This window comes from Paenibacillus sp. RC84 (assembly GCF_041260495.1).
Taxonomy (GTDB): Bacteria; Bacillota; Bacilli; order Paenibacillales; family NBRC-103111; genus Paenibacillus_F.
The window spans coordinates 351,906-366,779 of the sequence record NZ_JBGBYL010000003.1; the positions used below are offsets into that span (position 1 = coordinate 351,906).

Annotated in this window: 10 protein-coding genes; 9 read left to right on the plus strand and 1 reads right to left on the minus strand. The window is 57.6% G+C overall.

Annotation, left to right across the window (positions count from 1 at the left end; genetic code table 11):
* Window positions 1-57: 57 nt before the first annotated feature.
* From ABH899_RS08915 to ABH899_RS08935, 5 genes are all read left to right on the plus strand, one after another.
* The gene (locus ABH899_RS08915) at window positions 58-1,077 is read left to right on the plus strand and encodes a response regulator transcription factor (RefSeq protein ID WP_369995656.1); all 1,020 of its coding nucleotides are present in this window, start codon (window positions 58-60) and stop codon (window positions 1,075-1,077) included.
* A complete protein-coding gene (locus tag ABH899_RS08920) occupies window positions 1,074-3,002 on the plus strand; it encodes a cache domain-containing sensor histidine kinase (protein ID WP_369995657.1) in 1,929 nt (642 codons plus the stop codon). Before ABH899_RS08915 ends, ABH899_RS08920 begins: the two co-directional genes overlap by 4 nt.
* 299 nt (window positions 3,003-3,301) lie before the next feature.
* The gene (locus tag ABH899_RS08925; protein ID WP_369995658.1) at window positions 3,302-5,860 is read left to right on the plus strand and encodes a glycoside hydrolase family 95 protein; all 2,559 of its coding nucleotides are present in this window, start codon (window positions 3,302-3,304) and stop codon (window positions 5,858-5,860) included.
* 312 nt (window positions 5,861-6,172) lie between these two features.
* Window positions 6,173-7,354: a hypothetical protein gene (locus ABH899_RS08930; protein ID WP_369995660.1), complete on the plus strand. Its 1,182-nt coding sequence runs from the start codon at window positions 6,173-6,175 to the stop codon at window positions 7,352-7,354.
* A gap of 4 nt (window positions 7,355-7,358) precedes the next feature.
* The gene (locus ABH899_RS08935) at window positions 7,359-8,111 is read left to right on the plus strand and encodes a L,D-transpeptidase family protein (protein WP_369995661.1); all 753 of its coding nucleotides are present in this window, start codon (window positions 7,359-7,361) and stop codon (window positions 8,109-8,111) included.
* 68 nt (window positions 8,112-8,179) lie between these two features.
* Here ABH899_RS08935 and ABH899_RS08940 read toward each other — a convergent pair whose 3' ends face one another.
* Window positions 8,180-10,075, minus strand: coding sequence for a sensor histidine kinase (locus ABH899_RS08940; protein ID WP_369995663.1), 1,896 nt, complete (start codon window positions 10,073-10,075; stop codon window positions 8,180-8,182).
* 281 nt (window positions 10,076-10,356) lie between these two features.
* Between ABH899_RS08940 and ABH899_RS08945 the strand changes: the two genes are divergently transcribed.
* The 4 genes from ABH899_RS08945 to ABH899_RS08960 all read left to right on the plus strand — a co-directional run bounded on the left by ABH899_RS08945 (window position 10,357) and on the right by ABH899_RS08960 (window position 14,795).
* Complete coding sequence (locus ABH899_RS08945; protein WP_369995664.1) at window positions 10,357-11,868, plus strand: sensor histidine kinase; 1,512 nt, start codon at window positions 10,357-10,359, stop codon at window positions 11,866-11,868.
* Window positions 11,846-12,535 carry a response regulator transcription factor gene (locus ABH899_RS08950; protein ID WP_009675548.1) on the plus strand — a complete coding sequence of 230 codons (690 nt, stop codon included), beginning with the start codon at window positions 11,846-11,848 and terminating at the stop codon, window positions 12,533-12,535. Before ABH899_RS08945 ends, ABH899_RS08950 begins: the two co-directional genes overlap by 23 nt.
* 107 nt (window positions 12,536-12,642) lie before the next feature.
* A complete protein-coding gene (locus ABH899_RS08955) occupies window positions 12,643-13,956 on the plus strand; it encodes a hypothetical protein (protein ID WP_369995665.1) in 1,314 nt (437 codons plus the stop codon).
* Between the two features lie 65 nt (window positions 13,957-14,021).
* The gene (locus ABH899_RS08960) at window positions 14,022-14,795 is read left to right on the plus strand and encodes an ankyrin repeat domain-containing protein (RefSeq protein WP_369995667.1); all 774 of its coding nucleotides are present in this window, start codon (window positions 14,022-14,024) and stop codon (window positions 14,793-14,795) included.
* Window positions 14,796-14,874: the final 79 nt, after the last annotated feature.

The window sequence follows — 14,874 nt, forward strand, 5'->3', positions numbered from 1 at the left end:
CGGGGAGGTCCCCTTTTTTTGCAAAAGCACATACTTCGGGACGGGGGAGCTGTTACCATGCATTTGTTGATCGTCGACGATGAGCCGATTATTCGCAAAGGCCTCGTAAAAATGGCGGAGCTTTATCCGTTCGAATTCGCCGGCATTCACACGGCCGCGAGCGGCGTCGGCGCACTCGAAATCATCCGGGAGCACGAAATCGACCTGGTGTTTACCGATATCCGGATGCCGAAGATGGACGGGCTGGAGCTGTGCCGGATTATTCACGAGCAGTACAGCCACATTCCGTGTATCGTGATTTCAGGTTTCGGCGATTTCTCCTACGCCCAGAAATGCTTGTTCTACGGGGTGAAGCATTATTTGCTGAAGCCGGTGACGGCGCCGGATCTTCATGAGGTCCTGGCCGATTTTATGAAAAACCGGGTCAAAGGGTTCGTGGCGTTGTCGGATTGCGTGGATGTGATCGAACAGATGGAACAACTGGTCTGGAATCTTGAAGAGGACAGGCTGCGAACGCTGATCGGGGAGTGGAAGCAGAACTGTCTGTCCAGCGGAATGAACATGCTCCAGCTCCGGCAACTGATCAAGGAATGCATGGCACTGCTTCTCAAGAGGCTTCAGGCCCGGGGCCTTCCGGTCAAGAACGAATGGGAAGACAAGCGGTGCGTATCCAAGGAACAGATCTTCGAGCAGATGCAAGCCCGGCTGAAGGACATCATGGAGAAGCTGCTTCAACAACGCAGCGGCACCTACAAAAATCTGCTCGACGAAGTGAAGACTTATATAGACACGCATCTGGCGGAGGAGATTACGCTCGACGAGGTGGCCGAGATGGCCGGCTTCACTCCGACCTATTTCAGCTCCATGTTCAAGAAAATGACCAATGAAACGTTTGTGAAATACCGGATCAAGAAGCGCATGGAGAAGGCGCAGCAGCTTCTGGCGATCCCGCATATCCGCATCGTCGATGTGGCCGCCAAAGTCGGGTACGAAGACTATCCGCATTTTACGAAAATGTTCAAGAAAACGACCGGTTATTCCCCTTCGGAGTACCGGCAGCAGTTGGGGATTAAATGATTAAATGGAATCTTTCCCGCAAAATTTTTCTCTACTTGCTCGCGATAATTTTGATCACCTTGACCTCTGTCGGGATCTTTACGTATAAAAAGGCGTCCGATGAGCTGGATAAACAAAACCGGCTTCATATGAATCAGATTTTAACCAATGCGCTCCATCATACGGATGTGTATGTGAAGAGCTACGACCGGCTGACGATTTCGCTGCTGACGAACCGGGACATCAAAAAATTCGTCGATCTTCCTCCGGTCCCGGAGCCCTACGACTATTACAAGTTCTGGAGCACGATCCGCGAAACGGCGCTGCAGCCGATCTTTATCCGTAACCCGGAGATTGTGTCCATGTACGCGATAAGCTTTGCGGGCAACGGCATCTACGGCTACAGCAACGATCAGGCGGAGGGAACCTATCCCCGGGAACAAACGCTCAGCCAGATGGAGCGGCTGAAGAGCGTCACGGAACCGGACGGAACGCTGAGCATTACGACGGACAGCATTCTTCCGGCCATGAACGGCAGCGTAATCCGGCTGTCCCGGCAGATTAAAGGGCTGCAGTCGGCGGACTACAAAGGAATTCTGGCCGTCGAGATCCGTTCGAACGATCTTTCCATGCTTTGGAAAGGGATCGATTTGGGCGAAGGCGGCTATTTCTTCATCGTCAACGACAAAGGCGAGATGATTTATCAGCCGTCGAAGGACGGAATCGGCCCGCAAGCGCTGCCGGAGCTGCTGCCCCGGATTGTCCATTCCGGGGAGACGGGTTCCTTCGAGCATGAAGGGCCGGACGGGGAGGCACGGCTTTACATGAGCCGCAAATCGTCGTACTCCGGTTGGAATCTCGTCGTTTCGATGCCGCTGAGCGAGCTGAAAAAGCCGGTGACGGCCATCCGTACGACGACGATTCTCATCGGCTTGTTTACGCTGGCTATCGCGGTCGCGCTCGCGTACCGGTTCGGCCGCTCGATCACCCGGCCGATTCTTGTGCTCATTCAGGGCATGCGGCAGACGGAGCAGGGCAAATGGTCCACGGTGCCGCTGCCGAACCGGCGGGACGAGATCACGGAGCTGATGCAGCGCTATAACCTGATGGTGGGGCGCTTGTCGGAGCTTGTGGAACAGGTCTACGAAGGCGAACTCAAACAGCAGAAAACCCAGCTTGAACGCCAGCAGGCCGAATTTCAGGCGCTTCAGCTGCAGATCAATCCCCATTTCCTGTACAACACGCTGGAAACGATTGTGTGCTATGCCGTCGTGCAGGATTCCGAGGAAATTTCGGAAATCGTCAAATCGATGGCCTATATGCTGCGCTATTCGGTTCAGACGAATTTGGAGGAAATAACCGTCGCCAACGAGCTGAATCATGTGCTGAACTACATGATTATTTTGAAGCACCGGCACGACCGGGAGTTCGAGCTGGATGTCGCGGTTCCGCCGCAGTTTCTGCTCAAGAAAATGGTCCGGCTCACCCTGCAGCCGCTGATCGAGAATGTGTTCCAGCATGCTTTTCCGGACGGTCTGGAGGATCATCACCGGATCCGGATCGATGCCGGAGAAGAAAGCGGGAGATTCTGGATCTCGGTGGAAGACAACGGGACCGGGATGACCCGGGAGACGCTGGAGAAACTTCAAGCCACGCTGCAAACGCAGCGTTTGACGGACGAACGCGATCCGGCTGCTCTGGAAGAAAGCGGACGGGGCGGGATTGGTGTGCTGAACGTGCACCGGCGGATACAGCTTGTATTCGGTGCGGAATTCGGCCTTCGTATCGAAAGCGAACCGGGCATCGGAACGAAGATGACGATGATCATGCCGGTTTCAAAGCCTGCGAAGGAAAGCCCGGACGAAGGCCGTTGTGAATTGCCGGAACCCCGAAGCGCCGGGCGCTCCGAACCCGGGGAGAAAGTAGGAACCGAATGTACGGAGTAAACGGCAGAATCGGAGCGTGTAGAACGAGAGATGCAGGACGGAACATGAAGACGGGACAGTACGAAACATGAAGCATGAAACAGTACGAAATATAAAGTACAAAAACATGAAGTACAAAAACATGAAGTACAAAACAGAAGCATTGAACAGTACGAAACATGAAGAGCGAAATAAGAGAACATAGCGTGACACCGCGTGAAAGGAACACGTGCACGTCGTCACATGGATGAGCAAATAACAAACAGGCGGGCGTCTCGTAATTTTGTTGCGAACCGGCGAACCTGTAAAGGAGGCAGGCCATGTCCGCTCACAAACTCTGGTACATCAAGCCGGCCCAAGCATGGACCGAAGCGCTGCCGATCGGAAACGGCAGGCTGGGCGCCATGATTTTCGGCCGCGTGGAGGAAGAATTGATCTCGCTTAACGAGGAGAGCTTATGGTACGGCGGTCCCAAAGACCGTACGAATCCGGAGGCCGCCGCCGCTCTGCCCGAGGTCAGAAGGCTGCTCCTGGAGGGCCGCGTGACCGAGGCGCAGGAGCTGGCGCACATGGGGCTGACACCGATTCCGAAATATGCCGGCCCGTATCAGCCGCTGGGAGACCTGCGCATCTGGTTCGCGGAGCATGAACCGGATGCGGGGACTTACCGCCGGGAGCTGGATCTGGCGACGGGCCTGTGCCGCGTCGAGTACGCGTGGCAAGGCGCAAGCTGCACCCGGGAACTGTTCGCAAGCGCCCCGGCGGGGGTATTGGCCTGCCGGCTCACAACCGCTCACCCGGAAGGGCTGACCTTCCGGTTTCACCTGGGGCGGCGTCCCTTCGACGAAGGAGCGGCGCCCGACGGCCCGCACGCGGTGCTGATGCAGGGCCGCTGCGGCCCGGACGGCGTTCGGTATGCCGCGCTTGCGAGCGTGAGCGCCGAAGGCGGCACGGTCCGCACGATCGGCGACTTCGTCCATGTGGCGGGAGCCGCCGAGGCGACGATCTATGTCGCCGCGCAGACGAGCTTCCGCCACGAGGATCCCGCGGCCGCTTGCCGGCGGCAGGTCGAGGAGGCCCGGCGAAAGGGCTACGAAGCGGTCAAAGCGGAGCACGGGGCCGACTATATGCCCCTGTTTGCGCGGATGAGCCTGGAGCTTGGTACGCCGGGCGCAGATGTCCGGCTTCTTCCCACGGACGAGCGGCTTGATCGCGTCCGCGAAGGAGGGGAAGACCCGGAGCTTCTTGCGCTGTTTTTTCAATACGGACGCTATCTGCTCCTGGCCAGCTCACGGCCCGGTACGCTGCCGGCGAACCTTCAGGGAATCTGGAACGCCGATTACCAGCCTCCGTGGGAGTGCAATTACACGCTGAACATTAACCTGCAGATGAACTATTGGCCTGCGGAAGTGTGCAATTTGAAGGAATGTCATGAACCGCTGTTCGATTTTATCGACAGGCTGGTCGCAAGCGGCAGGGAGACCGCCCGGAAGCTTTACGGGTGCAGAGGGTTTGTGGTGCACCACAATTCGAACTTGTGGGCGGAAAGCGGCATCAACGGGATGCTTCCGAGGGCGGCTGTCTGGCCGATGGGCGGGGTGTGGCTTGCGCTTCACTTGTGGGAGCATTATCGGTTCGGCGGGGATAGGCACTTTCTTGCCCACAGGGCGTATCCCGTCATGAAGGAAGCCGCGCAGTTTCTGCTCGATTATATGACGGAGGACGGCAAGGGCGGGCTGCTCACGGGCCCTTCCGTATCGCCGGAGAACAAATATGTGCTTTCCGGCGGAAAAATCGGCTATCTGTGCATGGCTCCGGCCATGGATATTCAGCTCGCGCGCACGCTTTTCTGGGCTGTCCGCGAAGCGGCGGCCGTGCTGGCGCGCGAGCGGGGAGCAGGGGGCGCGGATCAGCCGGAACCGGGCCGCATCGACGGCGGCGCTGACGGGGCGGCAGCCTTCCCGGGGCCACCGACGGGCCTGGCGCCTTACGCGGGCGAACGCGAAGCGCCGGGCGCCGCCCAGCCGGAGCCGCCCCCTTCGGGCAGCGCCGAAGGCCATGCGGGCTCCGCGGAGGCCGGAGTCATCGGCGCCAAAGCCCCCTCCGGCGGACCTGCGGCCGTCCGCGGGTACGCCGCTCTGCACGCCGAAGCCGAGTGGCTGGAGCGGCTGACGGCGGCCGAGTCCCGTCTGCCGCAGCCGGCGGCGGGCAGGCACGGGCAGCTGCTCGAATGGCTCGGCGACGAAGAGGAGGCGGACCCGGGCCACCGGCATATCTCGCCCCTGTTCGGCCTGTTCCCGGGCGAGCTTATTTCGCCGGTCCGCACGCCGGCCCTGGCCGAAGCGGCCAGAGTAACGCTGGAGCGGCGGCTGGCGGGCGGCAGCGGCCATACCGGCTGGAGCCGCGTGTGGATCGCCCATTACTGGGCAAGGCTGAGGGAAGGCGATGAAGCTCATTGGCACCTGACAGCTCTGCTTCGGCACGCGGCCGATCCCAACTTGTTTACGGAGCATCCCCCGTTTCAGATCGACGGGAACCTGGGAGGGACGTCCGCGGCAGCCGAAATGCTGCTCCAGTCTCAGGAAGGGATGCTGGATCTGCTGCCCGCTCTGCCATCGGCCTGGCCGAGCGGCTGCGTCAAAGGGCTGCGCGCCCGAGGAGTGTATGAGGCGGATTTGGAATGGGAACGGGGCCTGTTGACCGCAGGACGGGTTACCGCCTCGGTCGCCGGAACCTTGCGTATCGGGTATAAGCTGCCGTTTACCGCTTGCCTGGATGGCAAGAAAGCGGCCGGAAAAAGCGGTTTTTCCGAGCCTTGCGGACTCTATGTGATGGACATCGAACACGAAGCTCATGCGGTTGTGGAGATCCGGCTTTGAACGCTGCCGGACAAACCGCGCAACATACACGGAAAAGGCGCTTCTCCCAAGGAGAAACGCCTTTTTTCATCGTTTTCCCGGTCTCTTCCAGATCGTTAGATGGTGATGCGGCTCGGCGGCATTTTTACAAGCCAAACCAATTTCCGCTCCCCCGTAAGTTCTCGGTTTTTATCAAGCATGTCCCGGTAACCCGGAACAAAAATTTACAGGTGCCTCACATGTTTTTGGAACTTCGGCGAAAACTAACAAGGAAGGCCAGGAACTGAAGGGATTAAAAAAGATCGAAAAAGTCAAGCGGGGTGAAAAACCGGAATGGGAAAAGGGAAACGGCGTGTCTTTTTGCTCCTTGCCGTCTGGGGAATCTTACTTCGTCCCGAAGCGGCATACATGCAGCAAGCTGTAGAGGTCGGAGACCACGGGAGCGTTGTACTTTCCGTACAGACGACGCCGGATGCGGTTTACCGGAGCGAAACCGGGGTTACGCTGAGCGTGCGCAAACTTCTCGGCAAAAGCGTACGCAGAAAAGCGGAATCCTTCCCGTATACGGATACGTTTATAAAGGTGAGGGAAGCAGGCGGAGAACGCATCTATCCGGTCAGCGCCATGGGAGAGTTCTACGATTCATTGAGGCACGAAGTGATCCGGCCGGGCGAGGAGCCTAGAGGGGAACTTGTGAAGCAAATCAAGGTTCTTCACCGCAAGCATTACGGAGAGCTCATTTCCTGGAACGACGCGCAGAAAGCCGTCCCCCGTCAGGCCAAATTCGAGGTGCTCGATCTGGAAACCGGCCTTGCGTTCCGGGTTCAGCGCAGAGCCGGGCGGCAGCATGCGGACGTTCAGCCGCTTACGAAGAAGGATACGGCGGTCATGAAGTCGATCTACGGGGGCAAATGGAGCTGGAACCGCAGGGCCGTTCTCGTCCGTTACGACGGGCACAGCTATGCCGCTTCCATGAACGGAATGCCGCATGGGGGAGACGGCATCCCGGAGAACGGGTTCAGCGGGCATTCCTGCATCCATTTTGCGGGCAGCACGACCCATAAATCCCGGTCCAAAGACACCGCTCACCAGTTTATGGCTCACAGAGCCGCAGGCAAGGCGAGCGGTTTTGTCGGGAAGGCTTCGCCTCAGGAGCTGGCCGATCTGGTTGTCACGGCTTTTGACCAGCACGATGACGCGATTCTGGAGCTTCTCGGCCATCCGCATAACCGGGAGCGGCTGGAAGAGCTGAAGAAAGACAGCCGGTCTTTCGTATCCGTGCGCAGATTGACGGAATGGAAGCCGGAAGAAGCGCGTAAAGCGGAGCAGGAGTATGGTTTTGAACTTCCGGTTGAACTTGCTTTCGAAGAAGCGGGGAAACGTCCGCGTAAAGCCATTTGCCGCTTCGCTTTCACCCGAGCTTCTTTGTACGATCCATGGGAACTGACACAATTCGAATATCCGGAGCCCGGCCGTCCGGGGAAACGTACCGAAGACGGAAGGAAAAGCCGGTAAAAAAATGAATGCGGGCGCGGGGATCAACATGAACAAAGGACAAACGTTTTTGAAGTTAAAGGGAATCGCGCTGACCGCTGTATGCCTGCTGAATGTTCTGCTGCCGGGAAATGCCGCGGCAGAAGGCGCACCGGTTCCGGGAGGCGGGACGGAACCCTCTATTCCTATCGTTGCGGACCAGGGGCCTTATTCGATCGAGGTGTACCCTCTCCGTCACAAGCTTGTCGTATTCAAAAACAAGAAACATTTCAAAACATACCCGGTTGCTGTCGGAAACTTGTCAACGCCTACGCCGGTCGGCGAATATCAGGTGATTTATAAAGGAAAAGACTGGGGGCCTTCTTTCGGACCGCGCTGGCTGGGCCTGAATGTTCCGTGGGGAGCGTACGGCATCCATGGAACGAACAAGCCGTATTCCATCGGCAGGCATTTAAGCCACGGCTGCATCCGGATGAGAAACCGGGACGTGGAGGAGCTTTACGACCTGATTCCGGTGGGTACGAAGGTGACCATCGCGGGGCACGTTCTGGGCGATCCCGGCCATGAGCCGAGGAAGCTTGCCCAAGGGGCGATAGGAGCGGATGTCCAGCTCATCCAGAACCGGCTGACAAGCGCCGGCTATTACAGCGGAGTCTGCAACGGGAAGTTTCTTGCCTCGACGGCCGAAGCGGTGCGGAGGTTCCAGCGGGACCACGGGCTGAGAGCGGATGGCGTCGTGTCCGTGAGCGTCTATGAGAAGCTCGGCCTGATGGAATAAAAGAGAAACCTCCAACCGATCAGGATTGGAGGTTTCTTTTTTAAGCGGGCGAGTATCCCGGATAGGGATTACCCGGCTTCCTGGCCGTCTCCTTCGTCCATAAAATGGCGGAGCTCCCGCAGCCGGATCGTAAACCGGAATTCCGTCCCCACACTCCGGCCGGGAACGGCCCAAATCCGGCCTTGCATAAGCGTAACGAGCTTGCGGCAGATGGCGAGCCCCAGGCCCGTCCCCTCATATTTACGGTTCGATGCCCCGTCCAGCTGGGTGAAAGGCTGAAACAGCCGGTCCAGCTTGCTGCAGTCGATACCGATACCGGTATCGCTGACGGCGAATTCGAGGAGGCATCCTTCATCGCCGCGTTCCGAGAGCCGGACTTCGAGAGAGATAAGGCCCTGATCCGTAAATTTAACGGCGTTGCCGATCAAGTTTACGAGAATCTGGCGGACACGGCCGTAATCGCCGACGAGAGTTTCCGGCACGCCGGGGTCTATGGACGTGTCCATGGCGAGCTCCTTGTTGCGGATAATAATCGCAAAGAAATCGAGGCATTCTTGGATAAGCTCGCGAAGCTGAAACGGCTCCTGATGAAGCGAAATGCGTCCGGCTTCCATTTTGGACAGCTCCAGAATGTCGTTGATGACCCTCAGGAGCGCTTGCGAGCTTTTGGCCTGAAGCGCCAGCAGCTCCTGATCGTCAGGGGACTCCGCGGACTCCGCCAGCAGCTGGTTAATCCCGATAATGCCGGTCAGCGGCGTCCGGATCTCGTGACTCATCGTGTCGAGGAACTCGCTTTTCATTTTGACAGCGCTTTCAGCCAAATCTTTGGCTTTCCGAAGTTCTTGCTCGACCACGATCCTGTCGGTTATATCTTTGGATACGAAATAGACGAGCAGCTGCCGGTTGTGTTCGAGCGGAAAAACCGAGGTGCGGTGATATTTTCGCGCTCCCTGCTTCGTGCGGATGGACAATTCGATTTTCGAAGGCTTTCCTTGAGCCGCCTCCGCGAGGGCGGTCATGACTTTCAGTTTCTCGTCCCGGGAGTAAAGAAGATCGTGCAGGGAGAGAACCATAAGCTCCGCTTGCGTGTAGCCCGTGTTGGCCAACACGGACGGGTTAGCGCTGACGATCATCTTTTTGACGGGATCCATGCAGACGACAAGATCTGGGCTATGCTCGAACAGAGCGGTATATCTCTGCTCGTTGAACCGCGAGGCGGTAAGCACGTTCTGCCGGTCGCGGTACAGGATGAGCACAACCCAGAAAAGCACGCAGAAGACCGTACAACCGACAAGAACCGTCAGCAGCGTATTGCCTATAATCGAGCTGCTTGTAAGAGAAAGCTCGTGGTCGGACGGCTTAAAAGAAGCCCCTGCCATCGCGGTGTAATGCATGCCGGCAATGAGGCCCCCAACCAGCAGACCGCCCCCGGTTTTCCAGGGCGAAAGCAGGTTGTAAGCAGGCAGCTCGCGTGCATAGATCGCCAGAGCGAGCATAAGATACGAGGCGAGCAGGGCCAGTGCGATCGAAACGATCAGACTGCCCGGCGTCTGGTGATACACGGCCGGTATTTTCATGGCGAGAATGCCGGAGAAGTGCATGGAAACGAAGGCGAGCCCGGCCAGCAGGCCGACGGCTGTGAAAAATCGTTTTCCGAGTTTCCGGTCCGGGGCCAGGATCAGCAGCGACAGGAAAACCGCGAGAATGGGCAGCATTAAAGAGACGGCGAGCAAAGGCAGATGATAATGGACTTCGAAAGGGAGCTTCAAGGCCAGCATGCCCAAGAAGTGCATGGACCAGACGCCCAGGCCCGTTACGACAGCGGTCAGCAGCATTTTACGGAACGAGCGGTCGCCGCGAAGCAGGCGGTCTGCCATATCCAGCGCGGTACAGGAGGTCGTCATGGACATCAGGATCGAGAGAATGACCAGCAGCGCATCATAATTCCCAGCTTCATGTTGCATTCGCATGTCTCCTATAACTAGTATTCCTGTACCTCCCATAGTAAAGGATGCAAGGGTGGGAAGTCTACCTGAAATCGCTTATTTTTCGACTAATCCTTACATAAAATAGCATAAAATTAGAAATTTTTCGAGAAAATAAACCGTTTTCATCAAAAGAAACTTGATTACATCAAGAAGAACTTGATCTCTTGGAACAGAAATTTTATTTTGATCCCCGCAAAATTCCTTGGTAGACTGTAGGAAATCTTCACGATTTAAATCATCTGGAGGCAAAAACAATCATGTCCATCCGTGCCCGCCTGCTTGCTTCTTTCACTTTGCTGCTCGTCGCCACGGTGCTGCTTTTCACGGCGGCCGCTTTTATCGTGACGACAGCCGTAACGGGGGATGTGAGAGGCATATCTTCTTTTTACAACGTCCATCTCCGGTTGAAGCCGCTTACGCCCGAACAGGAGACGCTTTTTCTCGATCTTAAGCATCTTGCCAAGACGAAGCCGGAGGAACTGCTTGTACCGGACATCTACAAAGAATACGATTTTCAGCTGAAGGTCGCCAAGGCTTCCCTTCTGATCCGCAAAGGGTCCGGCAGCGCGTTTATTTCACCGGCGCTGGCGGAAATACAACCCGAAGCCGTTCTGCCTCCGTACGAAGCGGAAAACGTGCACATGAGAAGCACTTTGCAGACGGGGAAAAACTTTTTCGGCTACGCCAAATACGACTTCCGGTTTGCGGATGGCGAACAGGGAAGGCTGTTCGTGTTCCGGGAGGTCAGCCCGTTCGCCGTTCTGATGAGCAAGCTGCTGCCTTTGTTCGTGTCGGTTTTGTTTCTGCTGCTCGTCGGTTCGAACATCTACATCTATCTGTTCCTCACCAGGCGGATGATCCGGCCGCTCAACCTGCTGCGCGCTTCGGCGGCGCGTATCCAGCGGGGAGACTTGCGGTTCCGGATTCAACCGGGCGACGACGAGATCGGGCAGGTTTCCGCGGCTTTCGAGGAAATGAGGGGGAAGCTTCAGGAATCCGAGGAGCTGCAGAAGCAGTACGAAAGCAACCGCAAGGAGCTGATCGCCAACATCTCGCACGATTTGAAAACGCCCTTGTCCGCCATACGCGGCTATGTGGAAGGAATCCGGGACGGGGTGGCGGATACGCCCGACAAACTGGAAAGCTATGTAGATATCATTTACAGCAAAGCGGAGGAGATGGATCATCTCATTGAGGAGCTGTTTCTTTATTCCCGGCTGGATCTCAATAAAGTTCCGTTTGCCCTGCAGGAAGTGGATCTGACGCGTTTTGTCGCGGACGTGGTGTATGAACTGCGTTTCGAGCTGGAAAAAGAGGGCGTCGGACTGGAAACGGGCGGACACTCTCCGGGTCCTTTGCACGTCCGGATAGACCCCATGCACATGAAGAGGGTCGTGAACAACGTAGTCGGAAACAGCCTGAAGTTCATGGAGCGGCCGCAAAAAACGATCGCTTTCGATCTCCGGCGGGACGGGGCAGCGGCCGTGCTTGAAATAACCGACACCGGTCCCGGGATTGATCCCGCGGCGCTGCCTCATGTATTTGACCGGTTTTACCGGGCCGAGACGTCCCGCAACCGGGAGTCGGGCGGCCAGGGACTGGGACTCGCCATCGCCAAACAGATTGTCGACAACCACGGGGGAAGCATCTGCGCGGAGAATGCCTCGGAGGGCGCGTCTACGCGACATCCGCAGACAGGCACACGTATTGTAATCCGGCTCCCGCTGCTGAAAGGAAATCACACCGATGAAAAAAATTCTGATCATTGAAGACGAGGCGACGATCGCCCAATTGCACCGGGATTATTTGAATTTGCACGGATTTCAGGTCGAGATTTCAACCCGGGGGGACGACGGGCTGCACAAGGCGCTTACGGAAGGTTTCGATCTGATCGTCCTGGATCTGATGCTTCCCGGAAAAGACGGCTTCGAAGTATGCCGTCAAATCCGTACGGCCATGGAAGTTCCTATTCTCATCGTATCCGCCCGGAAAGACGAGTTCGATAAAATACGCGGACTAGGCATGGGCGCCGACGATTACATGACGAAGCCGTTCAGTCCGGGCGAGCTGGTTGCGCGCGTGAAGGCGCACTTAACGCGTTATGAACGGCTGGTCGGGCTGAAGGAGACGGCGCCGGGAGAAATCCGCATCCGTGAACTGGCCATTGAGCCGGAATCGCGCCGGGTTTATATCCGGGGGAAAGAAGTGCCGCTTCCCGCCAGGGAGTTCGATCTCCTGCTATTTCTCGCCCGGCACCCCAACCGGGTTTTCCGCAAGGAGGAAATTTTCGAAAAAATATGGGGCATGGATTCGATGGGGGACATCGCGACGGTAACCGTACATGTGAGGCGTATCCGCGAGAAAATCGAGGCCGATCCTTCCGCGCCGGAATATATCGAGACGATTTGGGGAGTCGGCTACCGGTTTTCGGGCTGACGGGAAGAGATGTTTAGAAAAAGTTTCGAATTTGTTTCCGGGCCGTTTAGTTTCGTTCTGTAGGATGAAATCAAGAACTTATCACTCACCCTACAGGAGGACCTTTTATGAAAAAAACTTTGCTTCAACTGCTGACGGTTTCGGCTGTAGCCGCTTCGGTCCTGCTTCCCTTGAATGCCGCTCCCGCTGCCGCTCAATCCGCCAAGTCTCCGGCCGATTCGCGGATCACGAACCTTGCGCCGGCGCCGGGGATGAACGGTAACGATTTCGCTGCGGGGCACGTTTCGGACCGCGGAAGACTGATGCTGACCCAGCAGGAGCTCGTCAGCCGGATCGCCCAGCTCACGGAGAAGAAACCGCTGGTCATTCAGCAGTGGCTGAAAAACTACGAGCCCGATGCGCGTGTCCGCAAAGGGGAGGCGGCGCGTCTCGGATTTAAGGCGATTGCCCATATTCCTTCGGAGCACGCGGCCGTGACGGACATCAAGGTGCGGTCTGCCGCAACGCTTGAAATCACGTTTGACTCCCCTTTGACGGCGGCCGACGTGAATTTGGACAAAGCGAAAGCGAATTTTCAATTCGACAACGGGATGACGATCCGCAACGTTCCGCAGCTTAAGAACGGAGCCCGCTCCACGTATGTCGTTCCCGTCACCGTTCAGCAGCCGGGCAAAACTTACAGTCTGACGTACAAAGGCAAAGCCGCAGGCAAGTTTACGGGCTCCGCCCATACGGTAAAACTGGCGGCAGCTCGGCAGGTGACGGCAGATACGTTCGAGCTGGAATCGCTGCGCAAGGACGGAATCGTCGATTACGGCTATGTGGTCGAGTCGTACTTCGGTACGCGCGGCGGACTGGAAATGTACCTGAACGACCGCAACGCAAGCGGCGGAAAATCGTACGACATCATTTCCTCTCTCCGCGATATGTCCGTTACCCTCACGCCGGAGGGCGGGCAGCCGATCCGCGCCGCATATGTTCCGTATACGCAGGCCACGGATGACAGACAGGCGCCCAAATTCCGCCTTCCGGCCGGACAGACGCTGACTCCCGGCGTAAAATACACCGTTACGGCCGACTGGGCGACCGTGACGGAAGCGTCTTTCACCGCCCGTGCCGCGGCGCCGCTTGTAATCGCGTCCGCCAAAGCCGTCAGCGGGGCCGCCGTCGACATTACGCTTGCGGCCGACCCGCGAGACGAACTGTTCTCCGGCCGCAGCGTAGAGCTGACGGACGGAGACGGCAAGAAACTGACGGCCGTTTACAAGGTGACGAGCCGCAAAGGAGCGGTCGGCACGTTCGAACTGGCAGCGGGCTCGCAGCTGAGTCCCGGCAAGGCTTACACTGTCACGGCGTCCGGCGCGTGGGCAACCCAGCAGGGCAAGATCAGTTTGAATACCGATGCTTTGAAAAGCAGTTAAACGCAAGCTTTGAAAAGACCTCTGCGGAGGTCTTTTGCCTATAGAGTATAAGGAGGCGGCTGCCGATGTTCAAACGGGTCCATAGCTTCATCCCGGTTCTGATCGTCCCGGTCCTGATCTCCGCGGCGCTGACCGGATGCCGGACGGCCCGCAGCCCGGACCCGGGAACGGCGCAAACGCCGGTTTATCAAGAATCGCAAGGACTAGAAACGGAGGGGATTGGAAAAATGGAAATGCCCGGTGAAAAAAACAAGCAGCTGCTGGAGGCGGCTGCGAAAGGTGATGCGGAGAAGGTCCGGACTCTGATCGGGGAAGGGGCCGGAGTAAATGCGCAGGACAGCTACGGGAATACTCCGGTCATGGCGGCCGCGATCAACCGGCACCCGGAAGCCGTTCGCGTTCTGCTCGAAGCAGGGGCGGACGTGAATATCCGCAATGACCGCTCGGATAACCTGTTCCTGTATGCCGGCGCAGAAGGGGATATGGAGCTGCTGCGGCTGGCCATATCCGCCGGTGCCGATCCCGCCCTCACCAACCGGTACGGGGGGACGGCGCTCATTCCCGCTTCGGAACGGGGGCATGCGGATATTGTGCGGGAGCTGCTCACCCGGACCCGGGTGGACGTGAATCATGTGAACCGCCTCGGCTGGACGGCGCTTCTGGAAGCCGTCATCCTCGGTGACGGAGGAGAAGTTCACCAGACGATTATCCGTCTGCTGCTGGAGCATGGGGCGGATGTCCAACTGCCGGACGGGGACGGTGTCACGGCTTACCGGCACGCCGTCTCCCGGAATTTCACGGCAATCGCCGCGATGCTGGAAGCGGCCGGAGGCCGGTAAAAGGCAGGCTGCGCCCATTTGTCATCTTCCCCCGTTGGTGGTATCGTAGAATGATAACCGACTAACATGATAGGGATAA